The organism is Geodermatophilus sp. SYSU D00705 (genome assembly GCF_054050135.1).
Genome location: NZ_JBJGYT010000022.1, coordinates 45393 through 69654, shown reverse-complemented (window position 1 = coordinate 69654; position 24262 = coordinate 45393). Strand labels below are relative to the sequence as shown.

25 protein-coding genes and 1 riboswitch are annotated in these 24262 nt (G+C 76.5%); of the genes, 14 read left to right on the top strand and 11 right to left on the bottom strand.

What is annotated here, in order from left to right:
- Positions 1–136: 136 nt before the first annotated feature.
- Together ACI78Q_RS16780 and ACI78Q_RS16775 are read right to left on the bottom strand one after the other, a co-directional pair.
- Positions 137–334 carry an antitoxin gene (locus ACI78Q_RS16780; RefSeq protein WP_456924553.1) on the bottom strand — a complete coding sequence of 66 codons (198 nt, stop codon included), beginning with the start codon at positions 332–334 and terminating at the stop codon, positions 137–139.
- Between the two features lie 37 nt (positions 335–371).
- Positions 372–1289, bottom strand: coding sequence for a LysR family transcriptional regulator (locus ACI78Q_RS16775; protein ID WP_456924552.1), 918 nt, complete (start codon positions 1287–1289; stop codon positions 372–374).
- A 123-nt stretch (positions 1290–1412) separates the two neighbouring features.
- Here ACI78Q_RS16775 and ACI78Q_RS16770 point away from each other — a divergent pair, with 123 nt between their 5' ends.
- From ACI78Q_RS16770 to ACI78Q_RS16740, 7 genes are all read left to right on the top strand, one after another.
- Positions 1413–2057, top strand: a complete 645-nt coding sequence (locus tag ACI78Q_RS16770) for a GntR family transcriptional regulator (RefSeq protein WP_456924551.1) — start codon at positions 1413–1415, stop codon at positions 2055–2057.
- 71 nt (positions 2058–2128) lie between these two features.
- A complete protein-coding gene (locus ACI78Q_RS16765; protein WP_456924550.1) occupies positions 2129–2839 on the top strand; it encodes a 4-carboxy-4-hydroxy-2-oxoadipate aldolase/oxaloacetate decarboxylase in 711 nt (236 codons plus the stop codon).
- Positions 2832–3938 (top strand): 4-oxalomesaconate tautomerase, encoded by a 1107-nt coding sequence (locus ACI78Q_RS16760; RefSeq protein ID WP_456924549.1) that lies wholly within the window; start codon positions 2832–2834, stop codon positions 3936–3938. The genes ACI78Q_RS16765 and ACI78Q_RS16760 overlap by 8 nt, the downstream gene beginning before the upstream one ends.
- On the top strand, positions 3935–4273 hold the full coding sequence (locus ACI78Q_RS16755; protein WP_456924548.1) for an NAD(P)-binding domain-containing protein: 339 nt from the start codon (positions 3935–3937) through the stop codon (positions 4271–4273). Before ACI78Q_RS16760 ends, ACI78Q_RS16755 begins: the two co-directional genes overlap by 4 nt.
- The gene (locus ACI78Q_RS16750; RefSeq protein WP_456924547.1) at positions 4249–4710 is read left to right on the top strand and encodes a DUF1932 domain-containing protein; all 462 of its coding nucleotides are present in this window, start codon (positions 4249–4251) and stop codon (positions 4708–4710) included. Before ACI78Q_RS16755 ends, ACI78Q_RS16750 begins: the two co-directional genes overlap by 25 nt.
- 46 nt (positions 4711–4756) lie before the next feature.
- On the top strand, positions 4757–5776 hold the full coding sequence (locus tag ACI78Q_RS16745) for an amidohydrolase family protein (protein ID WP_456924546.1): 1020 nt from the start codon (positions 4757–4759) through the stop codon (positions 5774–5776).
- Between the two features lie 215 nt (positions 5777–5991).
- A complete protein-coding gene (locus ACI78Q_RS16740) occupies positions 5992–6960 on the top strand; it encodes a VOC family protein (RefSeq protein WP_456924545.1) in 969 nt (322 codons plus the stop codon).
- A 70-nt stretch (positions 6961–7030) separates the two neighbouring features.
- Here ACI78Q_RS16740 and ACI78Q_RS16735 read toward each other — a convergent pair whose 3' ends face one another.
- From ACI78Q_RS16735 to ACI78Q_RS16710, 6 genes are all read right to left on the bottom strand, one after another.
- The gene (locus ACI78Q_RS16735) at positions 7031–8869 is read right to left on the bottom strand and encodes a phosphoenolpyruvate carboxykinase (GTP) (protein ID WP_456924544.1); all 1839 of its coding nucleotides are present in this window, start codon (positions 8867–8869) and stop codon (positions 7031–7033) included.
- An 81-nt stretch (positions 8870–8950) separates the two neighbouring features.
- Entirely contained in the window at positions 8951–9658 is a 708-nt protein-coding gene (locus ACI78Q_RS16730; protein ID WP_456924543.1) for a DUF2306 domain-containing protein, read from the bottom strand.
- A 100-nt stretch (positions 9659–9758) separates the two neighbouring features.
- Positions 9759–11024 carry an FAD-binding protein gene (locus ACI78Q_RS16725; RefSeq protein ID WP_456924542.1) on the bottom strand — a complete coding sequence of 422 codons (1266 nt, stop codon included), beginning with the start codon at positions 11022–11024 and terminating at the stop codon, positions 9759–9761.
- A gap of 38 nt (positions 11025–11062) precedes the next feature.
- Positions 11063–11365 (bottom strand): hypothetical protein, encoded by a 303-nt coding sequence (locus ACI78Q_RS16720; protein WP_456924541.1) that lies wholly within the window; start codon positions 11363–11365, stop codon positions 11063–11065.
- A gap of 108 nt (positions 11366–11473) precedes the next feature.
- A complete protein-coding gene (locus ACI78Q_RS16715) occupies positions 11474–12691 on the bottom strand; it encodes a LysM peptidoglycan-binding domain-containing protein (RefSeq protein ID WP_456924540.1) in 1218 nt (405 codons plus the stop codon).
- A gap of 6 nt (positions 12692–12697) precedes the next feature.
- Positions 12698–12848, bottom strand: a riboswitch (cyclic di-AMP (ydaO/yuaA leader).
- Between the two features lie 322 nt (positions 12849–13170).
- Positions 13171–13545 (bottom strand): VOC family protein, encoded by a 375-nt coding sequence (locus ACI78Q_RS16710; protein ID WP_456924539.1) that lies wholly within the window; start codon positions 13543–13545, stop codon positions 13171–13173.
- A gap of 146 nt (positions 13546–13691) precedes the next feature.
- Here ACI78Q_RS16710 and ACI78Q_RS16705 point away from each other — a divergent pair, with 146 nt between their 5' ends.
- Together ACI78Q_RS16705 and ACI78Q_RS16700 are read left to right on the top strand one after the other, a co-directional pair.
- Positions 13692–14918, top strand: coding sequence for an MFS transporter (locus ACI78Q_RS16705; RefSeq protein ID WP_456924538.1), 1227 nt, complete (start codon positions 13692–13694; stop codon positions 14916–14918).
- Between the two features lie 10 nt (positions 14919–14928).
- Positions 14929–15288, top strand: coding sequence for a hypothetical protein (locus ACI78Q_RS16700; RefSeq protein ID WP_456924537.1), 360 nt, complete (start codon positions 14929–14931; stop codon positions 15286–15288).
- A gap of 19 nt (positions 15289–15307) precedes the next feature.
- Here ACI78Q_RS16700 and ACI78Q_RS16695 read toward each other — a convergent pair whose 3' ends face one another.
- The gene (locus ACI78Q_RS16695) at positions 15308–15820 is read right to left on the bottom strand and encodes a DinB family protein (protein ID WP_456924536.1); all 513 of its coding nucleotides are present in this window, start codon (positions 15818–15820) and stop codon (positions 15308–15310) included.
- A 63-nt stretch (positions 15821–15883) separates the two neighbouring features.
- Between ACI78Q_RS16695 and ACI78Q_RS16690 the strand changes: the two genes are divergently transcribed.
- Both ACI78Q_RS16690 and ACI78Q_RS16685 read left to right on the top strand, forming a co-directional pair.
- Positions 15884–17536 carry a bifunctional 3'-5' exonuclease/DNA polymerase gene (locus ACI78Q_RS16690; protein WP_456924535.1) on the top strand — a complete coding sequence of 551 codons (1653 nt, stop codon included), beginning with the start codon at positions 15884–15886 and terminating at the stop codon, positions 17534–17536.
- A 207-nt stretch (positions 17537–17743) separates the two neighbouring features.
- Positions 17744–19141 carry a BtrH N-terminal domain-containing protein gene (locus ACI78Q_RS16685; protein ID WP_456924534.1) on the top strand — a complete coding sequence of 466 codons (1398 nt, stop codon included), beginning with the start codon at positions 17744–17746 and terminating at the stop codon, positions 19139–19141.
- Here the strand turns inward: ACI78Q_RS16685 and ACI78Q_RS16680 are convergent.
- Together ACI78Q_RS16680 and ACI78Q_RS16675 are read right to left on the bottom strand one after the other, a co-directional pair.
- Entirely contained in the window at positions 19084–20259 is a 1176-nt protein-coding gene (locus ACI78Q_RS16680; protein ID WP_456924533.1) for a glycosyltransferase, read from the bottom strand. The genes ACI78Q_RS16685 and ACI78Q_RS16680 overlap by 58 nt on opposite strands.
- Positions 20256–21233, bottom strand: a complete 978-nt coding sequence (locus ACI78Q_RS16675) for a glucosyl-3-phosphoglycerate synthase (protein WP_456924532.1) — start codon at positions 21231–21233, stop codon at positions 20256–20258. The genes ACI78Q_RS16680 and ACI78Q_RS16675 overlap by 4 nt, the downstream gene beginning before the upstream one ends.
- Before the next feature lie 128 nt (positions 21234–21361).
- Between ACI78Q_RS16675 and ACI78Q_RS16670 the strand changes: the two genes are divergently transcribed.
- From ACI78Q_RS16670 to eda, 3 genes are all read left to right on the top strand, one after another.
- Positions 21362–22321, top strand: coding sequence for a Gfo/Idh/MocA family protein (locus ACI78Q_RS16670; protein ID WP_456924531.1), 960 nt, complete (start codon positions 21362–21364; stop codon positions 22319–22321).
- Between the two features lie 349 nt (positions 22322–22670).
- Positions 22671–23612: an NAD(P)-dependent oxidoreductase gene (locus ACI78Q_RS16665; protein ID WP_456924530.1), complete on the top strand. Its 942-nt coding sequence runs from the start codon at positions 22671–22673 to the stop codon at positions 23610–23612.
- Complete coding sequence (eda, locus tag ACI78Q_RS16660; RefSeq protein WP_456924529.1) at positions 23609–24259, top strand: bifunctional 4-hydroxy-2-oxoglutarate aldolase/2-dehydro-3-deoxy-phosphogluconate aldolase; 651 nt, start codon at positions 23609–23611, stop codon at positions 24257–24259. The genes ACI78Q_RS16665 and eda overlap by 4 nt, the downstream gene beginning before the upstream one ends.
- Positions 24260–24262: the final 3 nt, after the last annotated feature.

Below are 24262 nucleotides of genomic sequence, written 5' to 3'. Positions count from 1 at the left end.
GCGGCCCCGCCCCGGGGGCCCGGGGGCCGCCTGGGGGCGGGGGCGGCGGGGGGGGGGGGGGGGTGGGTGGTGGTGGGGAACCAGCCGGGGGTGGGTGGGGGGGGGGGGGGGCCCCCCCCCCCCACCGCCGTGGACGTCAGGCGCCGCCGGCGTCCTGCTGGCCGATCCGCTCGTCGGCCATGTCGCCGACCTTGTCCGACTGGGCGTCGAACTTGCCGCCGGTCCTGTCGTCGGCGAACTGCTCGGCCTTGTCCAGCCCCTGGTCGCTGACCTTCTCGCCCTTCTCGCTGTCGAGGGCCTGCTTCGCCTTGTCGCCGAGTCCTCCGACGTCCATGTCGTGCTCCTCCCTGTGGGGTGTGGGCGCAGCGCCCCTACCCGGCCCGGGCCGCGCCGATGCCTCCCTCCGCGCCGTCCCGCAGGAGGGCCAGGAAGGCGCGGGCGCTCGGCGTCGAGGGCTCCGGGGCGCGGTGCACGAGGCCGATCGGGTGCCGGGCGGCGGGGTCGCCGACGGTCAGGACGGCGACGTCGGCGACCCCCTCGGCCGCCGAGGCGGGCACCAGGGCGGCGCCGAACCCGAGGCCGGCGAACCGGACGACGGCGTCGGAGCTGCCCAGCTCGAAGGCGACGGTCCGCTCGACCCCCGCCCGCTCGAACGCCGCGTCGACCTGCAGCCGCAGCCCCGACTCCGCGCGCATCTCCACGAACTGTCCGGCCGCGGCGAGCGCGGCCGGCGAGGTGTGGCCGGCTGCGGCCAGGGCGTGGGTGCGGGGGACGACGGCCACGAGCGGCTCGTCGGCGAGCAGGTGGTGCACGACCCCCGGGGGCACCTGGTCGGCGGCCAGGCCGACGAACGCGAGGTCGAGGTCCCCGGTGCGGACCTGCTCGGCCATGTGCCGGCTGCCGGAGTCCTGCACGGCGATCTCCACGGCGGGGTGCCGCTGGTGGAAGGCGAGCAGGGCCTGCTCGAGCACCGGCACGCCGCGGCCGGCGGTGCCGACCATGCCCAGCCGCAGCCGCCCGGTGACCACCCCGGAGAACTCGTCGAGCACGGCCCGCGCCACCTCGGCGCCCCGGAGCAGGGCCCGGGCGTGGGGGAGGAGCAGCTCCCCAGCCGGGGCCAGCCGGACCGAGCGGCTGGTGCGGTGGAACAGCGTGACGCCGAGCTCCCGCTCGAGCCGCGCCACCTGCGCGCTCAGGGCGGACTGGACGACGTGGCAGCGCGCGGCGGCCCGGGTGAAGCTGCGCTCCTCGGCGACGGCCACCACGTACTCCAGCTGCCGCAGGTCCATGGCCGTCTCCGCTCGCCGGGTGCTCGTGGGGACAGTGTGCCGCCCGTCCGTCTGTCAGCAGGATTGTCGACAATCCTGCCGACAGAACGATAGGGTGTCGAGGAGCGCACGAGGGAGGTCGCCGTGGACGTCGGATCGCAGGGCCGCGAGGCTCCCGAGAACCGCCTGCGCGCGGCGATCACCCGCGGCGACATGCCCCCGGGGCACCGGCTGGTCGAGGCCGACCTCGCCGAGGCCTTCGGCGTGAGCCGCAACGCCGTCCGCCTGGCGCTCGACGTGCTGATCGCCGAGGGGCTGGTCGAGCGCATCCCGAACCGCGGCGCCCGGGTGCGCACCGTCTCCGTCGCCGAGGCCGTCGAGATCACCGAGTGCCGCCTGGTCCTCGAGGGCCTGCTGGCCGCCAAAGCCGCCGAACGGGTCACCGCGGCCGACGCCGAGCGGCTGCGCGGCCAGTGCGACCGCATGCAGCGGGCCGTGGCCGACGGCGACCTGCTCGAGTACTCCGCGCTCGTCGCCGAGCTGCACTCGGTCATCCGCGCCACCGCGCGGCAGGCCACCGCCGGCCGGATGATCGAGCGGTTGCAGGCCCAGATCGTGCGCCACCAGTTCCAGCTGTCCCTGCGGCCCGGCCGCGCGCAGCAGTCCCTCACCGAGCTGCGGCGGGTCGTCGAGGCCATCGTGGCCCGCGATCCCCGGGCGGCCGAGGCGGCGGCGCGCAGCCACTTCGAGAGCGTCGTCGCCGCCCTCGCCCGACCCACCGCCGACTGACCCACCACCTCCGAGGAGATGCCCGTGTCCCAGAACCCCGCAGCGCACGCCGTTCGCCAGGCGGTGGCGGCATGAGGACCGTCGTCGTCACCGACCCGCCCCGCGCCGACGTCGGCGAGGCCGAGACCCTCGGCACCCGCGGCGTGGCCACCGTGCACGAGGCGCTGGGCCGGGTCGGCTACCTCGGCCCCGAGTACCGGCCCGCGTGGCCGGGCGCACGGATGGGCGGCACCGCCGTCACCGCCGTGTGCTGGCCCGGGGACAACCTGATGATCCACGTCGCGGTCGAGCAGTGCCGGCCCGGCGACGTGCTGGTGGTCGCCACCAACTCGCCGTCCACCGACGGGCTGTTCGGGGAGCTGTTCGCCACGTCGCTGGCCCAGCGGGGCGTCCGGGGCGTGGTCCTGGCCAGCGGCGTCCGCGACGTCGCCGAGCTGCGCGAGATGGGCTTCCCGGCGTGGTCCCGGGCGGTGAGCGCGCAGGGGTCGGTCAAGGCGACCGCCGGTGCCGTCAACGTGCCCGTCGCCCTCGGCGGGCAGACGATCCACCCCGGTGACGTCGTCCTCGGCGACGACGACGGCGTGATGGTGGTGCCCCGGGCCGACGTCGGCCGGGCGCTGACCGCCTCGCAGGCCCGGCTGGACAAGGAGGCCGCCACCCGCGCCGCCTTCCAGCAGGGCGAGCTGGGACTCGACCGGTACGGCCTGCGCGAGCGGCTGCCCGAGTTCGGCATCGAGTACGTCACCTACGAGGAGTACGCGAAGGGCGCCGGCGGTGAGTGACACCCCCGGCTACGACGCCACCGGCGTCCGCTGCACGCTGCTGCGCGGCGGCACGTCCCGCGGCCTGTACCTCGAGGCCGGCGACCTGCCCGCCGACCCCGCGGCCCGCGACGACCTGCTGCTGCGGCTCATGGGCACCCCCGACCCGCGGCAGATCGACGGTCTGGGCGGCGCGACCTCGCTGACCAGCAAGGTCGCCGTCGTCGGCCCGTCGGCCCACCCGGATGCCGACGTCGACTACCTGTTCCTGCAGCTCGGCGTGGACGAGGCCACCGTCGGCGACCAGCAGAACTGCGGCAACATCCTGGCCGGCGTCGGGCCGTTCGCGGTGGAGCGCGGCCTGGTGCCCGCCGGCGCCGAGGAGACCACCGTCCGCATCCGGATGGTCAACTCCGACAGCATCGCCGTCGCCACGTTCCCGACGCCGGGCGGCCGGGTCGAGTACCGCGGCGACGTGGCCATCGCCGGCGTGCCCGGCACGGCCGCTCCCGTGCTGCTCGCCTTCAGCGACACCGAGGGCTCGGCGACCGGCAGCCTGCTGCCCACCGGCCACCTGCGGGACACGATCGACGGCGTCGAGGTCACCTGCGTCGACAACGGCATGCCGGTGGTCGTCGCGACGGCCGGGTCCCTCGGGCTCACCGGGTACGAGCCGCACGAGCAGCTGGCCGCCGACGCGGCGCTGCTCGAGCGGGTCGACGCCCTGCGCACCAAGGCCGGCCAGCTCATGGGCCTCGGGGACGTCACCCGCTCGTCGGTGCCCAAGACCGTGCTGCTCGCGCCCGCCCGGGACGGCGGGCAGGTGAGCACCCGGTCGTTCATCCCGGTGCAGCCGCACACCTCGATCGGCGTCCTCGCCGCGGTGAGCGTGGTGACCGGGATGCTGCTGCCCGGCGCCGTGGGGCACGAGCTCACGGCGGCCTGGCCCGAGGGCCGGTCGCAGGTCGACGTCGAGCACCCCACCGGCCACCTGCTGGTGGACGTCGTCGTCGACGCCTCGGCCACCCCGCCCCGGGTGCTGCGCTCGGGCGTGGTGCGGACCGCCCGCAAGCTGTTCGACGGGACGGCGTTCCCGCGGGCCGCGGAGGGCGCCGCGTGACCGCCCGCATCGCCCTGCTCGGGCTCGGTGAGGCCGGGTCGGAGATCGGCCGCGACCTGGTCGCGGCCGGCGCCGACGTCCGCGGGTACGACCCCAAGCGCATCGTGGTCGAGGGTGTGCAGCCCCGCGGCAGCGAGGCCGAGGCGGTCGCCGACGCCGACCTGGTGCTCAGCGCCAACAGCTCGCACGACGCGGTGACCGCGCTGGTCAACGCGCTGCCGGCGCTGCGTCCCGGCACCGTGTGGGCCGACCTGAACACCGCCTCGCCCGGGGTGAAGGCCGCCCTGGTCGAGCAGCTGGCCGGCCGGGGGTGCCGGTCGTCGACGTGGCGCTGATGTCGCCGGTGCCCGGCAAGGGGCTGCGCACCCCGATGCTGGTCTCGGGTGAGGGTGCGGCCCGCTACGCCGAGGTCCTCGCCTGCTTCGGCGTCGAGGTCACGATCCAGCCCGGCCCCGCGGGGGAGGCGATCTCCCGCAAGCTGCTGCGCAGCGTCTTCTACAAGGGGCTGGCCGCCGCGGTGGTCGAGGCGCTGGCGGCCGCCGAGGCCGCCGGCTGCGCCGACTGGCTGCGGGACGACATCAGCGCCGAGCTGACCGGCTTCGACGAGCGGACCATCGACCGGCTGGTCGACGGAACCCACCGGCACGCGCGGCGCCGCGCCGACGAGATGACCGCCGCCGCCGACCAGCTCACCGAGCTCGGCGTGCCCCCGCGGATCGCCGCCGCGGCCCGCGACCTGCTCGTCGAGCTGCGGGACCGCCAGGACAGCTGACCGGCGCGGCCGCCGGACACCGGACCACCACGCGAGGAGACACTGCATGATCATCGACTGCCACGGCCACTACACGACCGCACCGGAGCCGCACACCGCCTGGCGCGAGCAGCAGCGGGCGGCGTTCGACGCCGGCCAGGAGCCCCCGGCCTACCCGGACGTCCCCGACGACCTGATCCGCGAGACCATCGAGGGCAGCCAGCTGCGGCTGATGACCGAGCGCGGCATCGACCTGACCGTCTTCTCCCCGCGCGCCTCGGCGATGGGCCACCACGTCGGCGACGAGGCCGTGAGCACCCGCTGGACGCAGGTCAACAACAACCTCATCGCCCGGGTCGTGGAGCTGTACCCGGACTCCTTCATCGGGGTCTGCCAGCTGCCCCAGTCGCCCGGCGTGCCGATCGAGCGGTCGGTGGCCGAGCTGCGCCGCTGCGTCGAGGAGCTCGGCTTCGTCGGCTGCAACCTCAACCCCGACCCCAGCGGCGGGAACTGGACGTCGGCGCCGCTGACCGACCGCAGCTGGTACCCGTTCTACGAGGCGATGGTCGAGCTGGACGTGCCGGCGATGGTGCACGTCTCGGCGGTGACCAACGAGAACTTCCACGCCACCGGGTCGCACTACCTCAACGCGGACACCACGGCGTTCATGCAGTTCGTCCAGGCCGACCTGTTCACCGACTTCCCGGACCTGCGGTTCGTCATCCCGCACGGCGGTGGCGCGGTGCCCTACCACTGGGGCCGTTTCCGCGGGCTGGCCGACATGCTGAAGCGGCCGGCGGTCGAGGAGGCGGTGATGGGGAACGTCTTCTTCGACACCTGTGTGTACCACCAGCCGGGCATCGACCTGCTGTTCGACGTGATCGACATCGACAACATCCTGTTCGGCTCCGAGATGGTCGGCGCCGTCCGCGGGATCGACCCGCGCACCGGTCGGTACTTCGACGACACCCGCCGGTACGTCGAGGCGCTGGACCTGACGCCGGAGGACCGCACGAAGGTCTTCGAGGGCAACGTCCGGCGGGTCTACCCGCGGCTCGACGCCGCCCTGGAGGCCCGCGGCCGCTGAGCGACCGTCCGCGCGACCCGGGCCGGGGTGACCACCGCGGTCACCCCGGCCCGGTCGTCCGGACCCCCGCCGTCCATCGCGACCGGCGATCGCTGGGGCCACATCACGGTGTTGGACTGATCGCCGGCCCTCTCCGAGACTCGGTGTGCGGCGCAGCCACCGGACCCGTGCCGGCCGGCTCCCCGTCGCCCCCCGGACCGTCGACTGGAGACGTCATGCCCCCGCTGCACGAGATCGCCCACCTCGCCCACGTCGAGCTCAGGACCCCGGTGCTCGAGCAGAGCGTCGAGTTCTTCACCGACTACCTGGGGCTGACCCGGACCGGCGAGGAGGGGGACTCGGTGTTCCTCCGCGCCTGGGACGACTACGAGACGACCACCATCAAGCTCACCGCGCACCGGGACGCCGGCGTGGGCCGGACCAACCTGCGCGCGGCCGGCCCCGAGGCCCTGCAGCGGCGGGTGGCGGAGATCGAGGCCACCGGCCGGGGGATCGGCTGGCAGGACGGCGACCCCGGCTACGGGCCGACCTACGTGTTCACCGACCCCGACGGCCACGAGCTCGGCCTGTACTACGAGACCGAGTGGTACCGGGCGCCGGACGAGCTCAAGCCGGCGCTGAAGAACCAGGCCCAGGCCCTCCCGTCGCACGGGGTGGCGGTCCGGCGCCTGGACCACATCAACTACCTGGGCGTCGAGCCGGTGGTCAACCGGGACTTCCTCCGCGACACGCTGGGCGCGCTGGTCACCGAGCAGATCGTGCTGGACGACGGCACGGTCGCCGGCAGCTGGACCACCTTCACCAACAAGACCTACGACGCGGTCTACACCCGGGACTGGACGCAGACCCCCGGCCGGCTGCACCACGTCGCCTTCGCCGTCGACACCCGCGACGGCATCCTGCGCGCCGCCGACCTCGCCCTGGAGCAGGGCGTGCACATCGAGACCGGCCCGCACAAGCACGCCATCCAGCAGACGTTCTTCCTCTACGTCTGGGAGCCCGGCGGCAACCGGATCGAGCTGTGCAACGCCGGCGCCCGGGTGATGCTCGCCCCCGACTGGCAGCCGGTCGACTGGACCGAGGCCGAGCGGGCCAAGGGCCAGGCCTGGGGTCTCAAGACCATCGACACCTTCCACACCCACGGCACCCCGGTGGTCCCGCCGGCGGAGCCGGCCGGCGCCTGACCCACCCCGCGGACGGCGACGCCCCGCCAGGAGACCTGGCGGGGCGTCGCTGCGTTCTCAGAGGGTGCGCTCAGTCCTCCGCGTCGAGGGCGGCCGCGACGCGGCGGTGGGCCTCCCAGATCTCCTCCGGCAGCCCCGGGAACGCCGACAGGTGCTCCTCGCGGTGCGCCATCTCCTGCCGCCACCGGGCGGTGTCGATGGTGAGGATCGTGTCGAGGTCGGCCGGGGTGATGTCGACGCCCTCGAGCTCCAGCTCCTCCTTCGTCGGCACGATCCCGACCGGCGTCTGCGTGCCGGTGACCTCACCGTCGCGCAGCCGCATGAGCCACAGCAGCGGGCGCAGGTTGTCCCGGTAGCCCGGCCACAGGAACCGGCCGTCCTCGCCCCGCTGGAACCAGTTCACGTGGGCGAAGATCGGCTGGTCGGTGGCGGCGCCGATGACCTTCAGCCAGTGCGCGGCGTAGGGGCCCTCGGGGTAGGACATGAACGGGCGCATCGACATCGGGTCGTAGCGCAGGACGCCCTCGGTGCCCTCGGCGGCGAAGGTGGCCTCCGCGCCGAGGGTCAGGCCGTCGTAGACGCCCTCGGCGAGGTCGGTGATCGCGCGGATCAGCGGCTCCCGGTCGCGGGTGCGGCCGCCGAAGATGATGCCGTCGATCGGCACGCCCTTGGGGTTCTCGAAGTCCTCCGCCACGTTCGGCACGTTGGCGAGGGTCGTGGTGAACCGGCTGTTCGGGTGCGCCCAGGGGGCGTCCTTGGCGTCCGCCGGCCGCTCCGAGACCAGCTGGCCGGCCCAGTCCCGCCAGCCGGTCGGGTCCGCCGGCGGCTGGGGGGTCTTGCCCTCCCACCACACCTCGCCGGTGGACTCGTTGTAGGCGACGTTGGTGAAGATCGTCCCGGTGCCCTCGGCGATCGAGTCGACGGCGGTGGGGTTGGTCTTCTCGTTGGTGTCCTTGGCGACGCCGAAGACGCCGAACTCGGGGTTGATGCCGTAGACGCGGCCGTCCTCGGGGTCCACGCGCAGCCAGGCGATGTCGTCGCCGTAGAACGACACGTGGTAGCGGTCGCCCAGGGCGTCGGGCGCCAGCATCATCGCCAGGTTGGTCTTGCCCGAGGCGCTCGGGAAGCCGCCGCAGATGTGGTACGTGCGGCCGGTCTGCTTGTCGGTGATGCCCAGCAGCATGAACTGCTCGGCGAGGAACTCACCCGAGGCCCAGCCGTCGTAGGCCGCCTGCCGCAGGCCGTGCGCGATCTTGCCGAGCAGCGCGTTGCCGCCGTAGGAGGACCCGTAGTGCAGGATCGTCCGCTCGTCGGCGACGGTGACGAAGTAGCGCTGGTCGTCCTCGGTGCCGTGGCCCAGGTTCTCCAGGTCGCCGGTGACGTGCACCGCGCGCACGAAGCTGTCCTGGTCGGCGAGGTCGTTGACGTGGTCGACCCCGACGCGCGCCATGCGGATCATGTGCAGCACGACCGTGCGGGTGTCGGTCAGCTCGACCCCGGCGGCGTAGGGCTCCAGCGGCGAGCCGGGCGGCGCCATCAGGTAGGGGACGACGTACATGGTCTTGCCCGCCGACGCCCCCCGCATCCGCTCCTCGAGCAGCGGCCGCATCTCCGAGGCCGGGCGCCAGTTGTTGTAGACGCCGGCGTCGGCCGGGTCGTTGGTGGCGACGACGGTGCGCTCCTCGGAGCGGGCGGTGTCCTTCGGGTGGCTGCGCGAGTAGTAGCGACCCTCGCCCGCGGGGAGCAGCTCCCCGGCGTCCAGCGACTCCTGGATGAGTCGGGCGTCGTCGGAGGCGTTCACCACCTCGATCCGCTCGGCGCCGGTCAGCTCCGCGTACCGGTGCACGAACTCGCGCACGCGGGCGTTCTTCAGTCCTGCCTCGTCCAGCACGGCATCAATGGCGGCCACGACCCACCTTCTCCCTCACCTGGTACTCCCGCCACCGCGCCACCCGAGACGGGTGCGGTGGGGGCCTGCTGGGAGTGGAACCTAACGGAGGGGCACCGGCGTATCACCCGCGGCGGTGTGCCGGGCCAGGTACCGCTCCGCGACGAGCAGGTTGGGCACCCAGGACAGGAACGGCACCAGGAGGTACGCGCGGTGGAAGGCGACGGCGGCGTCCACCCCGGCCAGGGCGGTCTGCCCGGCGATGAGCACGGCCAGCCACAGCCGGAGCGTGACCGCGGCGTAGGTGAGGGCGAAGGTGCGCACCATCCAGCGCCGGTGCGCGGCGACGTCCCCGCGGCGGATGGCCCGGAACGCCGTGGCGGCGCAGGCCAGCCACAGCAGCGCCAGCAGGCCGAACCCGGCGGTCCCGACCGGTCCGGCGAGGCTGAGCGGCGCGAGGACGAAGCCGGCCGGCCCGGCCACCGCGATCGCCGTGACGGTGACGCGTCCGACGGCCCGGTGGACCCGCGGGGCGCGCCGCCGCAGGCGGGCGGCGAACTGCAGCGGCGACAGCAGCAGCGCGAGGCCGCCGGCGCCGACGTGCAGGTAGAAGGCCAGCCGGACCGGCACCGAGCGGTCGGCGTGGTTGGCCGCCACCTCCAGGCCGTCGAGGTCGGTGAGCGGGGCGGTCAGGTAGGGCAGCGGGGCGAACACGGCGACGGCCAGGGCGCTGAGCAGCAGCCACCAGTACGCGCCGCGGGTCCGCCACGTCGAGGCCGGCACGGTCGCCGTGGGCGCGGTCCGCGTCATGCCGAGCACCCCGAACTCCCCGTGCCGGTCGTCCCCGTGGCCTGCGAGGATCGCCGCGCCGACCGTCGTCCACCAGGGTCCGAGGTCGCCGGGGGAGCGGTCAGCGGCCCAGCACCTTCTCCTCCAGCCAGTCGTTGCCGAACGCGCCCCGCGGGTCCATGCGTGCGACGAGGTCCACGAAGTCGGCGTGCCGCTCGTACAGCGGGGCGATCTCGGCCGCACCGGCGGCGAAGACCTTCCCCCAGTGCGGCCGGGCGGAGAACGGCGCGAGCACCCGCTCGAGGTCGGCCACCACGGCGTCGACGCCGGCCGGGTCCCGCCGCCAGGTGAAGTGGAACGCGACGGCGTCCCCGCCGTACGAGCCGCTCAGCCACAACCGGTCGGCAGCGACGGTGCGGATCTCGCAGGTGAGCAGCAGTGGCCGGAGGCGCGCCCCGAGGCCGCGGATCGCGGTGATCGCGTCGAGGGCCCAGCGGACGGGGAGCAGGTACTCCGACTGGATCTCGTCGCCGACGCTCGGGGTGAAGCCCATGCGGAAGTGCGGCAGGCGGTCCGACCAGAGCCCGCGCCGGCCGAGCTGCGGGGTGCACGGGGTGGGGTCCAGGCCAGGGACCGGGTTGCGGTCGACGGTGGCCGGGACGGCGCCGAAGAGGTCGCCCTCGGGGGCAGGGGTCCCATCGGTGCGGGACTTGACCCACACCATCTCGACGTCCTCGCCCCACAGGGTGAAGAGGCTGACGCTGTAGCCGGACGCGACGACCTCGTCGAAGTGCTCGGCGAGGGCGTCCCACGACAGCCCCTCGAACACCCGCTGCTCCACCTCGAACGCGGGCTCGACGTCGAGGGTGAGGGCGGTGACCGCGCCGAGGGCGCCGAGCCCGACCACCATCCCGTCGAAGTCCGCGTCGCCGCGGGCGGCGCGGACGAGCTCGCCGTCGGAGGTGACCAGCTCCAGCGCCGCGACGGCGGTGGCCAGGTTGCCGTTGGTCACGCCGGAGCCGTGGGTGGCCGTGGCGACCGCCCCGGCCACGGAGATGTGCGGGAGGGACGCCGTGTTGTGCAGCGCGGCACCGGCGTCGCGCAGCACGTCGGCGAGTTCGCCGTACCGGACGCCGCCGCCGAGCGTGACCGTGCCGGCGGCCAGGTCGACGTCGATCCCGGCGAGCGGGGAGCCCGCGGCGTGCACGGCCTCCAGCGAGAGGAGCTCCGCGGAGTCGGCGATGCCGGTGAAGGAGTGCCGCGAGCCGAGCACCCGGATGCGCGGGGCGGCGGCGACGATCTCCTGCACCTGCTCGAGGGTCGTCGGCCGGTGCAGCCGCTGCGCCCGGTAGGTGTGGTTGCCGGCCCAGTTGGTCTCGACGGTCACGGCGGAACGCTACCCACGTCCGCCGTCCCGAGGGGCCGTCAGCGGGCGGCGGCGAGGGCCCGGTCCACCGGCGGCGAGCGGCGTACGGTCACCGCCCGCCCGGCCCGCTCGGCGGCGTCGAGGTGGTCGAGGAGCAGCTCCAGGGCGGGTGCGGACAGGCCGGTCACCGAGCCGGCGTCGATCACCTCGACCCGGACCGGCTCGCGGCCGTAGCGGCGCAGGAAGGCGGCGACGGCCGCCTCGTCGACGTCCCCGGCCAGGCACAGGGTGCGCCCGCCGGCGGTGTTGAACAGGCGGACGACGCCGCGCGCGGCCGGGTCGTCGGACGGCGGGGGAGTCACGCTCCCAGTCTGCCGACGACGACCGGGTGCGGCAGCCGCGACGGCAGCGGCCCCCCACCCGGGATCGGGTGGGGGGCCGCTGGAGGGAACCCCGGTGCGGGCCGGTCGTCAGGCCCGGTAGTTCACGTGCGGGTGGTCCATGTGGTTGGCCGTCGCGCCGCCACGGTCGGCCATCGCCTTCCAGGCGCCGGTCGGCGAGGTCAGGATCCGCTGCTGCCAGATCACGTACTCCACGCCGAGCTCGTCCCAGTGGGCGACGTGGTAGGCCACGATCGCGTCGCCGAGCGCGGCGTCGGAGCCGACCATGTAGTCCAGCGCGAGGCCGGACGGGTGGCCGTGCGGGTCGGCGGCGCTGGCGCGGGTCCCGCCGATGGTGATGCCGGCGACGCCGGGCACGTTGGTGACCAGCGCGTCGGCGGCGGCCTGCGCGCTGGGCTGGACGGCGCCGGCGCTGTTGCTGATCACCGCGGCGGCCGGGGTCGGCTCGACCTCGGGCAGCGGGGTGACCTCCGGCGCGGGCGCCGCGGCCGGCTCCGGCGTGACGACGGGGGCGGGATCCACGTCGGGAGCGGAAGCCGGCGCGGCCACGTTGGCCGGCGCGGCGTCCACCGGCGCGGCGTCCACGGGGGCAGCCGCCGCCGGGGCAGCCGCCGCCGGGGCAGCCACCGCCGGAGCGGCCGCCGCCGCCGGAGCGGCCGCCGCCGCCCCGCTGGTCAGCAGCACCTGACCCGGGAAGATCAGGTTCGGGTCGGCGCCGATGACCGCGATGTTGCGCTCGTAGAGCGGCCGCCATGACTCCCCGTGGGCGGCGGCGATCTCGGCCACGGTGTCGCCGCGCCGGACGGTGTGGTCGGCGGACGGCGCGGCGGTGTCGGCGGCCGGACCCTCCGGGGCGGGCGCCGCGGCGGGCGCGGCGGCGGGAGCCGCGGGAGCCGCGGGAGCCGTGGCGGCGGCGGTGGTGCCGTCGGTCAGCAGCTTGCCGCAGGCCGGCCAGGCGCCGATGCCCTGGCCGGCGAGCACGTGCTCGGCGATCTCGACCTGCTGGGCGGGGGTGGCGAGGTCCGCCCGGGGCGCGAAGTCGGTGCCGCCGTACGCGGCCCAGGTCGACGGGCTGAACTGCAGGCCGCCGTGGTAGCCGTTGCCGGTGTTGATGGCCCAGTCGCCACCGGACTCGCACTGGGCCACGCCGGTCCAGTCGTGGGTGGTGGCGGCGTTGGCCGGGGTGCTGAGGATGCCCATCCCGACGACGGTGGCGCCGGCTGCGACGGGGGCCTTCGAGAGCGCCTTCTTGGTGCGGACGTAACGAGGCGCGCGGTGCTTTGCCATGGGTGTGTGGTCTCCGATCACCGCCGGCGAGGTGAGCTGTCGGGTTCGGGCGATCGGTGCCCGGCCGCGGTGCGCGGCTTCACCCCGAGGCGCGTCGGACGCGCCGGGAACGTTGGGTCCCCCACCCCTGCCCTGAGGGATCTGGTGAGCAGCCGGTGGGCAGGGTTTGGCGGACCGGTGCCACGTTCTCTTAGCTGAACGCAGCCAAAACGCTACGACGCGTGATGTGGACTGTCGCCGTAACGCCGGTCACAAGCGAGGGGCCGTGCGGGGAAGTCGCTGGTCGCGCCGCGAGGTGCGGGTGGGGTCGGTGAGGTCACTCACGGCCGCCCTGGCGTGTCGCCGGGGATCGGGGGGGGGGGGGGCCTGGTTGCCGGTGTCCTCGTGCACCGCCGGCTCCGCGGGACCGGCGCAGCGCGCGTCCGACCGGCGGTGCGCCGCGCCGCGAGACGCGCGGCCGCGAGTGTCCGGGCGGTGCCTCAGCCGCCGTACGGGCGGGTGATCGCCTCGAGCACGTGGCCGTTCGGGTCGGGCCAGTAGACGCCGCGGCCGCCGTCGTTGGTGTTGATCTCACCCGGCCGGGACGCGAACGGGTCGGCCCAGTGCTCGAGGCCGCGGGCGCGGATCCGGCCGAGGATCTGGTCGAACTCCTCCTCGGTGACCAGGAACGCGTAGTGCCGCGGGATGACCGGGTCCTCCGCCATGAAGTCCAGCGAGACGCCGTTGGCCAGGGTGACGACGGCGAACGGGCCGTAGGTGGTCGGCGGCGCGAGGCCGAGGACGTCGGTCAGGAAGCGCGCCGACTCGTCCCGGTCGTGGGCCGCGACGATGGTGTGGTTCAGCTGGACGGGCATCGGGCCTCCTCGGGGACCGTGCCGGGAGCCAAGCACGCCGGCGCCTCCACCGGGAGTCGTCCCTGCGCCGTCGACGGGGGTGGCTGCCGGGGCGCCGGGTGGCCCATCCTGGCCGCCTCGTGCCTCGAGGTCATCCCGGGAGGACCGTGGCCAGACCCCCAGCCGACGACGGACCCTCCGGGCCTGCCCTGACGCTCCGCCTGGTCACCGCCGGCGTCCTCGCGGACCTCGCGGTGGGGACGCTGTTCGCCTGGAGCCTGGTGGCGCCGCAGGTGGGCGCCGACACCGGCGCGGCGCCCGGCAGCGGGCCCGGGGTGTTCGCGGCCGCGGTCGTGGTCTTCACCGTCGGCCTGCTGGGGGTGGGCCGCGGCCTGCGGCGGTACGGGCCGCGGGCGCTGCTGGCCGCCGCCGCCGTCCTGGCCGGCACCGGGCTGGGGCTGACCGCCGCGGCGCAGCGGCCGGAGCTGCCGTGGCTGGGCGTCGGGCTGCTGTTCGGGGCGGCCAACGGGCTGGGCTACGGCGTCGCCGTGTCGCTGGCCGCCCGCGTCCCCGAGCGGCGGCGCGGCACCGCCAGCGGCGTGGTGGTGGGGGCCTACGCGGCCGGGCCGGTGCTGCTCGGGCTCGTGGCGCCGGCGGCGCTGCCCGCCGCGGGGTGGCGCACGTGCCTCGCCGTCCTGGCCGGGACGACGGCCGCGCTGCTCGCGCTCGCCGCCGTCCTCGCCCCGGCGGACCGGGTGCCCCGGAGCGGCCGGGTGCGCGGGGCGGAGCCGGTCCCGGGCGGGGCGCTCGTCGCGCTGTGGGTGCTCTTCGCCGGCGGCGCGGCTCCCGGACTCGTCCTCTTCGCCACCGCCGCGCCGCTGGCGGCCGCCCGTGGCCTCGGCCCGGGGGCCACCGGCGTGGCCGTCTCGCTCCTCGCGGCCGGCAACCTCGCCGGCCGGCTGTCCGCCGGGTGGTGGTCGGACGTCGTGGGGCGCCTGCCGGCGCTGGCGACCGCGCTGGCCGTCACCGCCGCCGCCGTCGCCGGACTGGCCACGTCGGCCGCGCCCGCCACCGTGCTGCCCGCCTCGGCCGCCGTCGGGCTGGCCTACGGGGCGGTGTCCGCGCTGGTCCCCGCGGCGACGGCGGACCGGGTCGGTCCCCGCGCGTTCCCCACCGTCTACGGCCGGGTGTTCACCGCGTGGGGCTGCGCCGGACTGCTGGCCCCGCTGCTCGCCGGGACGGTGACCGCGGCCGGCGGCGAGCGGCCCGGTGCGCTGCTGCTGCTGGCGCTGCCGGTCCTCCCCGCCGCCGTCGCGGTCCTGGTCCTGGCCCGCCGGCCCGCTCGCCCGGAGCCGTCCGGGAGCCGGCCGACGGCGTCGGAGGGACGCGGTTAGGGTCGGGGCCATGCCGACCAGGTCGCCGGGGGACGAGTCCAGAGGCTCGGTTCCCGGGCTGCAGGGGCCGGGAACCGCCGAGGAGGAGTCGCCGGACGCGCCGGCGATCCCGTCGTTCGAGTCGTTGCGGGGGCCGCGCCGCCGCACGGCGGTCGACCTGATCGTGCCGGCGACCCCGCCGCCGGCCGAGGACCCACCGGCTCCCGGCCCGGCTGTCGGGCGGCCCGCGACCGCCGGCGGGCCGCGGCCGGCGGAGTACGCCGACCTGCTGCGGCTCGGGAGCCGCGCGGTGCGCGCCGTGGTGGGCGTGCCGGTGCGGGTGGCCGGCTGGCCGGTCCGCTGCGTGCGCCGGCTGCTCGGCGGGTCCTGACCGCGGTCCCGCCGCCGGCTCACACGCCGGTCGCCCCGTCGATGCACTCCCGGAGCAGGTCGGCGTGGCCCGCGTGGCGGGCGTACTCGGCGACCATGTGGGTGTAGATCCACCGCAGCGTGACCTGCCCGCCCATGAACGGGCTCGTCGCGTCGAGGTCGCGGCCGGCGCAGTTGGCGCGGGCGTGGGCGACCTCGGCCTCCCACGTCGCCCGCGCGGTGGCGAAGGACGCGCCCTCGGCGAGGTCGAACCCGCCGTCGTGGCCGGTGGGCTCGGCCTGCGGATCGTGGATCGGCGGCAGCTGCTCGCCGAGCAGGACCCGGCGGAACCAGTTCCGCTCGACCTCGGCCATGTGCTGCACCAGGCCCAGCAGTGTCAGCCCCGAGGGCGGCACCGCGGCGGTGCGCAGCTGCTCGTCGGTCAGGCCGTCGCACTTCCGCGCGAGGGTGGCCCGGTAGAAGTCCAGCCAGGCCTCCAGGGTCTCGCGCTCGTCGGCCTGCAGCGGGGGCGTCGTGCGCTCGGTCGTCGTCATGGCCGCGATGCTGTCGCACCGGCCCTGCTCCGCCGTGTCGGACCCTCCGGCGACACTGTCCGGGTGAACCGCGTCGTCCTGCTGCGGCGGGGCGAGGCCGAGATCGAGGCGCGGGAGCTCTCCGGCGACGGGACGCCGGGAGCGGTCACCCGGTTCCCGGCCGCGGAGCTGGCCCGCTTCGTGCGCGAGCGGGAGACGGCGCCGGTCCGCTGGGTCTGGGACGACACCACCCGCTGGTACCCCGCACTGCTGGACGCCGGCGTCCGGGTGGAGCGCTGCACCGACCTGCGGCTCACCCACGCCGTCCTGCGCCGGTCGCCGTTCGTCGACCCGGCGCTGCTGGCCGGCCCCGACACCCGCGGCTGGGACGCGCTGCAGCCGGTCACCACCACCGATCCCGCCCTCTTCCCGCTCGAGGACCCCGCCGACCGGCTGGACCCGCTCGCCGAGGACGCGCGCCAGCAGGCGGCCCTCGCCGCGTCGGCGCAGCGCAGCCGCCTGGACCTGCTACTGGCCGCCGAGTCCTCCGGGGCCCTGGTGGCCGCCGAGATGACCGCCGCGGGGCTGCCCTGGCGGGCCGACGTGCACGAGCGGATCCTGACCGAGCTCCTGGGTCCGCGGCCGGCGCCGGGGCAGCGGCCGGCGTTGCTGGAGCGGCTGGCGGCGGAGGTCCGCGCGGCCCTGCGGGCCCCCGACCTGAACCCCGACTCACCGGCCGCCGTGCTCCGGGCCCTGCAGACGGCGGGGCTGCCGGTGGACGACACCCGGTCGTGGACGCTGGAGTCGGTCGACCACCCCGCGGTCCCGCCGCTGCTGGAGTACAAGAAGCGGTCGCGCCTGCTGCAGGCCAACGGCTGGAGCTGGCTGGAGACCTGGGTCCGCGACGGCCGGTTCCGGTCGTGGTTCCTGCCCGGCGGGGTCGTGACCGGGCGGTGGGCGTCCACCGGCGGGGGAGCGCTGTCGGTGCCAGCCCAGGTCCGCCCGGCGGCGGTCGCCGACGACGGCTGGCTGCTCGTCGTCGCCGACGTCGCCCAGCTCGAGCCCCGCGTGCTGGCGGGCATGAGCGGGGACACGGCGATGGCCGAGGCGGCCCGGTCCGCCGACCTCTACCAGGGCATGGTCGCCGGCGGTGCCGTGGCGACCCGCGCCGAGGCCAAGGTCGGGATGCTCGGGGCGATGTACGGCGGCACCCGCGGCGAGAGCGGGCGCATGATGCCGCGGCTGGCGCGTCGCTACCCCCGGGCGATCGGCCTGGTGGAGGAGGCCGCCCGCGCCGGCGAGCGCGGGGAGGTCGTGCACACGCTGCTCGGCCGCGGGTCGCCACCGCCCACCGGCGCCTGGGCGGAGCGCCCGGCCGACCTGGGGGAGCCGCCCGACGGCGGCGGCTCCCGCGAGGAGCGGGAGCGGGCCCGCCGCGCGTGGGGCCGCTTCACCCGCAACTTCGTCGTCCAGGGCACGGGTGCGGAGTGGACCCTGTGCTGGCTGGCCGACCTGCGCAACCGGCTGTGGCGCCTGGGCGGCACCACGGGCGAGCGGCCGCACCTGGCGTTCTTCCTGCACGACGAGGTCGTCGTCCACACGCCGGAGCACCTGGCCGCCGACGTCGCCGAGGAGGTGCACCGTGCCGCGGCGACGGCGGGCCGGCTGCTGTTCGGGGGTTTCCCGGTGGACTTCCCGCTGGACGTGGCGGTCGTCCGCTCCTGGGCCGACTCCTAGGCGCCGCCGGGTCTAGGGTGTGCCCCGGCGAGCCTCACGCCCAACCCCAGACCGGTCCTCCACGCGGGCCGGCGATGCGGGGCAAAGGGGACTTAGGGAGCCTCGAGGCGCTGCACGGCCCGGACGTCCCGTCGGATCGGATGCCACGGCTGCGGCGGCGCACGGGGCGTGGAGCCGTCGCCGCGGGGCAGCCGGGAGAGTCCGACCATGACCACGGCCAAGCAGCTCAAGGCGCGCGTCCGCGCGCGGATGGCCCGGACCGGCGAGCGCTACGCCGTCGCCCGCGCGCACGTCGTCGGAGGCGCCATCGACACCGGTCCCGTCGTGGACGCCGGGTGGGCCCTGCGCGGTGGCACCGACCCGGACACCGCGGCACTGGCCAACGTGCTCGCGCACCGCGGGGTCACCGGCCCCGACGGCCCGCTCACCGAGCCGCTGCTGTTCCTCGTCGGCGGCGGGCTCGGCGCCGGTTACATCCTCTGGGAGTTCGCCCACGACCACGGCCGCGTGGTCACCCTCGGGTTCACCCACTCCTGGCAGTACTTCGACCGGCGGCTGGCCACGACGGTCGACCGGCTGGGGCTGGACGTCGCCTGGTCGCGCACCGGCGGCGCTGCGGGCGCGGCCCGGGCGCTGACCGCGACGCTGGCCGACGGCGATCCGGCGATCGTCTGGCCGGACCGCTACCACCTGGGCTGGTGGAACCTGCCGCCGTTCCTCGACGGCGCCGGCGGCCACCCGGTCGTCGCCTACGCCGCGTCGGGTGGGCGGGTGCACGTCGACGACCGCACCCTGGCACCGCTGACCGTGCCCGTCGCGGACCTGGACCGGGCCAGGGCCCGGGTGGGCAGCTACCGCAACACGATGCTCGTCGTCCGCTCCGCCGGCACCGCCGTGCCCGCCGACCGGCTGCGCGCCGCGGTGCGCGCCGGGCTGGCGGCCGGCGTGGACCACCTCGGTGGGACGTCGACCTCCTTCGCGCTGCCCGCCTGGCGGAAGTGGTCACGGCTGCTCGTCGACCCCCGGGCTGCGAAGGGGTGGCCGACGGTGTTCGCCGACCGGCGCGGGCTGCTGCGGGCACTGGCCGGCGTGTGGGAGGGCGTCGAGCCGGCCGGGATGGAGGGCGGGCACCTGCGCGGGCTGTTCGCCGACGGCCTCGAGCAGGCCGCCGTCGTGCTGGACGAGCCGGGGCTGGCCGCGGAGGCGCCGCGGTGGCGGGAGATCGCCGGCCGGTGGCATGCCCTCGCCGAGACGGCGCTGCCGGACGACGTCCCGGCGATCGCCCGGCTGCGGACCCTCACCGCCACGGTCACCGGCGCGGTCGCCGAGGGCGACGCGGGCGCCGCGGAGCGGGCGGCGGCCGCCGAGGAGCTGTGGCGGCTGCGGGCCGAGCACGCCGCGGCGCCCCCGCTGGACGAGGAGCGCCTCGCCGCGGTGCTGGCCGGCATGAGTCGGCAGCTCGCCGAGATCCACGACGCCGAGGCAGCGGCGGTGACCCGCCTCGGCGCCGCCCTGGGCAGGGGAGGGGCTGCTCGCCAGGGGACGCGTCAGCCGGAGAGCGCACCCACCGCGCGGTCGGCGGCCCGACGGACCACCTCGGCGTAGAGCCGCTCGTAGCCGTCGGCCATGACGGCGGGGGAGAAGCGCCGGCGGGCCGTCGCGGCGCAGTCCTCCGGGTCGACCTCGGCGATCCGGTGCAGGGCCGCGGTGAACTCCGCCTCGTCGCCGGCGAGGAAGCCGGTGACGCCGTCGGCGACCAGGGCGGGCAGGCACCCCCGCGCCATGGCGACGACCGGCGTCCCGGCGGCCAGCGCCTCGCAGACGGCGGTGCCCCCGGGCTCGTCCCACCGGATCGGGAAGAGCACCGCCCGGGACCGCCGCAGCAGCTCGTCCTTCTCCGCGCCGGAGACCGACCCGATCCAGTGGGCGTCCTCGCCGAGCAGCGGGTCGACGTGCTCGAGGAACCACCGGACGTCGGGGTGGGTGCGCGCCGGGCTGCCGGGGTCGGCGAGCGCGGCGTCGAGCGCGGCCCGGTCGGGCTGGCCGCCGACCGGGCCGGCCAGGACCAGCGGCAGCCCGGCCGCGCGGCAGGCCCGCACGGCGACGTCGGTGCCCTTGGCCTCGCACAGCCGGGACAGCACCAGGACGGCGTCGGTGCGGTCCCGGCGCGGCACCGGGTCGCCCTCCGGGATGGGCACCGACAGCGGGACCGCCCCGAGGGTCTGCCGCCGCAGCGCCGCCGGCCCCCGCGCGATCTGCGTGTCGGAGACGCCGGCGAAGAACACCCGCCCGCGGCCGTCGAAGGACGCGTAGAAGTCCGCGTTGCGCCGCAGGTCCCAGTGCAGCGTGTGCAGGACCGGCGGCGCCGGGTCGTCCATCGCGGCCAGGAGCGCCGGGCCGACGACCTCGAGGTGGCTGTGCACGAGGTCGAACGGCGTCCCGGCCGCGGCGTGCCGGCGGATCTCGGCCAGCACGGCCTGCTCGTGGGCGTGCGCCAGGCCGGTGACGTCGGGGTACGGCGCGGCCAGCCGCGGGAACTGCCCGGTGGAGAAGGCGACGACGCGCCCGTCCGCCGGCTGCCGGCTCTCCCCGACGGTGGCGAGGACGACGGTGTGCCCGCGGCGGCGGAGCTCGGTGGTGAGCGTGGCGACGACGTTCTCCAGGCCGCCGTAGCCGCGCGGGGGCACCGCCAGCCACGGCCCGGCGTCCATGAGCACCTTCACCGGGAGCCCTCCGGCGCCGGGATGCCGTGCCGCGCCCGGTACTCCGGGACGCGCTCCATGGGTGGGCGCTCGCGGACGCCGACCTCCCAGGCGACCGGCTCCACCGCCTCCCCGGAGCGGACGAACTGGACCAGCTGGTCGCCCGGCACCTGCAGCGACGGGCAGCGGGCCAGGGCGGCCTGCAGGATCTGGCCGGCCATCCGGCCCAGCGCGGCGTCGGTCTGGTTCCGGTGCCGCCGCTCGCCGAGGTCGACCTGGGCGAGGGCGTCGATCCCGGCGAGCTCGGCGAGGTCCACGAGCAGCCCGAACTCGACCCCGTAGTGGGAGACGAACGGGACCCGTTCCAGCAGCCGGCGCCGGCCGGCGTACTCCCCGGAGAGGGGTTGGACGAACCCCGACAGGTGCGGCCACAGCGCCCCCAGCAGCGGGCGGGCGGTGAGCTCGGTGACGCGGCCGCCGCCGGAGGCGACCAGGCCCTCGTCGGTGGCCAGCGGCCGGTCGTAGAGGCCCTTGACGTACCCCACGGTGGGATCGGTCAGCAGCGGACCCAGCAGCCCGAGCACGAAGCGCGGGTCGAATCCCTGCACGTCGGAGTCCAGGAACACCAGCAGGTCGCCGCGGGTGACGAACAGCGACTTCCACAGCGCCTCGCCCTTGCCGGGGACGTGCCCGTGCTCGGGCAGGACGTCGTCGACGTGGACCACCCGCGCCCCGGCGGCCGCGGCCACCGACGCCGTCCGGTCGGTGGAGCCGCTGTCGACGACGACGAGCTCGTCGACCAGGGGCACCTGCTCGACGAAGGCCCGCCGGATCACCTCGACGATGGCGCCGACCGTCCGCTCCTCGTCCAGCGCGGGCAGCACCACGCTGGTCGTCGTCCCGGAGCGGCGCTTGGCCTCCAGCAGCCGGGGGGCGGAGAAGTCCGCGGCCCGGTAGGTCCGCCGGGTCAGCCAGCGTGCGACGTCAGCCCTCATCGTCTGTCCTCCTCCGGCGGACGGCAGCGCCGTCCGCGCCGTCGGCCCGTGGGCGGCCAGTGTGGAGAAGCCGGGGGCCTCAGGGGAAGCCGTTGACGCGGGGACCTCCGGTCCCCCACCCTGCGCGGATGGGTGTCCGGGTGGGGCTGGTCGGTGCCGGTGCGGTCGGTGCCCGGCACGCGCGCACGCTCGCCGCCTTCGACGACGTGGAGCTCGCCGGCGTCTGCGACGCGGTGCCGGCGGCGGCCGGGGCCCTGGCCGCCGAGCTCGGCGTCCCGGTGGCCGAGGACCCCGGCCAGCTGCTCCGAGCGGGGCTGGACGCCGTCTGGCTGTGCGTGCCGCCGTTCGCGCACGGCGACCTCGAGCTCGCGGTGGTGCGGGCCGGGCTGCCGTTCTTCGTGGAGAAGCCGCTGGCCGCCGACCTGCCGGTCGCCCGCCGCGTCGCCGACGCCGTCGCCGCCGCCGGGCTGCCCACGGCCACCGGCTACCACTGGCGGCACCTCGACACCGTCGCGCAGGCCCGGGAGGTGCTCGGCGGCGGCCGGGTCCGTCTCGTCGACGCCCGCTGGTGGGGGACGACGCCCCCGGCGGCCTGGTGGAGCCGCGAGGACCGCTCCGGTGGGCAGGTGGTCGAGCAGGCGACCCACGTGCTCGACCTGGTCCGCCTGCTCGCCGGCGAGGTCACCGAGGTGGTCGGCGCGGCGGCGCCGTCGCTGGCGGAGGGCCGCGACGTGCCCGACGCGACCGCGGCGGTGCTCCGGTTCGCCTCCGGCGCGGTCGGGACCGTCAGCACCTCGTGCGTCCTGCCCGCCCCGACCGCGGCCGGCGTCGACGTGGTCGCCGAGGGCCGGTCGGTCTCGCTGACCGAGACCTCGCTGCGGACCAGCACCGCCGCGGGCCGGCAGGAGTCCACGCCCACGGTCGACGGTCGCCGCGCCGTCGACCGCGCCTTCGTCGACGTCGTCTCCGGCCGGCCACCGGCGCCCGGGCTGGTCGACGTCGCCGAGGCGCTGCGCACCCACGCCCTCGCCTGCGCCGTCGCGGAGGCCGCGCGCACCGGCGCCCCGGTCGCCGTCGGCGGCCGCTGAGCCCGCCGGCAGCCCGACGTCGAGGTCGGGAGACGACATCGAGGATCCCGCCGGACTCCGGTCGGGCCGGGGACGTGCGGTGTTGCGCCCGCTCGTGCGGTGCTGCAGTGCCGGAAGAACGTGCGCAACACCGCAAGAGCACTGGTTCCAGCACGGCTTCCGGCGGCGAGTTCGTCGCCGTCCTGCTGCCGCACGTCGGGAGGGCTCGTGAGCGCGGGTGCCCGGGCAGCTGCCCGCGGCCCTGCCCGACGGGGATGACCGCGCGCCCCGGCGACGGTCCTGCGGGGCCCCCGCCGGGCGTGCTACACCCTGACCCGACCCCGGTTCCCGACGAAGGCGGTCGTCCCCGGTGAAGCTGCTGCTGCCCGACTCCCTCCCGCTCGACCCGGACCTGCCCGAGGGGGTCGAGGCGGTCACCTATGCCGTCTCGGCGCCGGTCCCCGACGAGCACCTGGACGCCGAGGCGCTGGTGGTCTGGGGCAACTCGCCGGCCGACCTCGCCGCGGTGGCCGGCCGGATGCCGCGGCTGCGCTGGGTGCAGACGCTGGCCGCCGGGCCGGACGCCGTCCTCGGCGCGGGCTTCCCCGCGGACGTCGTCGTCACCGCGGGGATCGGCCTGCACAGCCGGCCGGTCACCGAGCACACCCTCGCCCTGGTCCTCGCCCTCCTCCGCCGGCTGCCCGCCGCCGTGCGCGCCCAGGACCGGCACCGGTGGGCCGGCGAGCTCGGCGGCCTCCAGCCGCTGCACCCGGCGGGGGCGGTCACCACCCTGATCGACGCGCGCGTGCTCGTGTGGGGGTTCGGGGCCATCGGGCAGACCCTCGCGCCGCTGCTGTCCGCGCTGGGCGCCGACGTCCGCGGCGTGGCGCGCCGCGCCGGGGAGCGGGCCGGGTTCCCCGTCGTCGCCGAGGACGACCTGGCGGCCGAGCTCGGGCGGACCGACGTCCTCGTCATGATCCTGCCGTCGACCGACGCCACCGCGAACGCGCTGGACGCCGCGCGGCTGGCCGCACTGCCGCCCCACGCGCTCGTGGTCAACGTCGGCCGGGGCTCCACCGTCGACGAGGGGGCCCTGGTCACCGCGCTGCGGGAGGGGCGCATCGCCGGGGCGGCCCTCGACGTCACCGCCGTCGAGCCGCTGCCGGCCGGCTCACCCCTGTGGGACGCGCCGAACCTCCTGCTCACCCCGCACGCGGCCGGCGGGCGGCCCGTGGGCGCCGACGCGCTGATCGCGCACAACGTCGCCGCGCTGCTGGACGGCGGCGAGCTGCGCAACGTGGTGGAGCGGTGAGCCCGCCGCCGCCGGAGGAGGTGCTGGCCGCCCTGGGCCGGGCGCGGCTGGTCCCGGTCGTCGTGCTGGACGACGCGGCCGACGCCGCACCGCTGGCCGGTGCGCTGGTGGACGGCGGCCTGCCGGTCGCCGAGGTCACCTTCCGCACCCCGGCCGCGGCCGACGCCATCCGGGCGATGACCGAGCGCGGCGACGTCCTGGTCGGGGCCGGCACCGTGCTCACGCCGGCGCAGGTGGACCGGGCCGTGGCCGCCGGGGCGGGCTACGTCGTCTCGCCGGGGCTCAGCCGCGCCGTCGTCGAGCGGTGCGCCGAGCACGGCGTCCTCGCCCTGCCCGGCGCGGTCACGGCCACCGAGGTGCAGGCCGCCGTGGAGCTCGGCCTGACCGCGGTGAAGTTCTTCCCCGCCGGCACCTCGGGCGGGCCCGCGGCGATCCGCGCGCTCGCCGCGCCCTTCGGCGGCGTCCGCTTCGTGCCCACCGGCGGCGTCGGCCCGGCGGACGTCGGGGACTACCTCGCCGTCGACGCGGTGCTGGCGGTCGGCGGCTCGTGGATGGTGCCCCGCGACCGGGTCGCGGCCGGCGACGTCGGGACGGTCCGCCGGCTCACCGCCGAGGCCGTGGCGCTGGTGCGGCCACCGGGGGGCTGACGG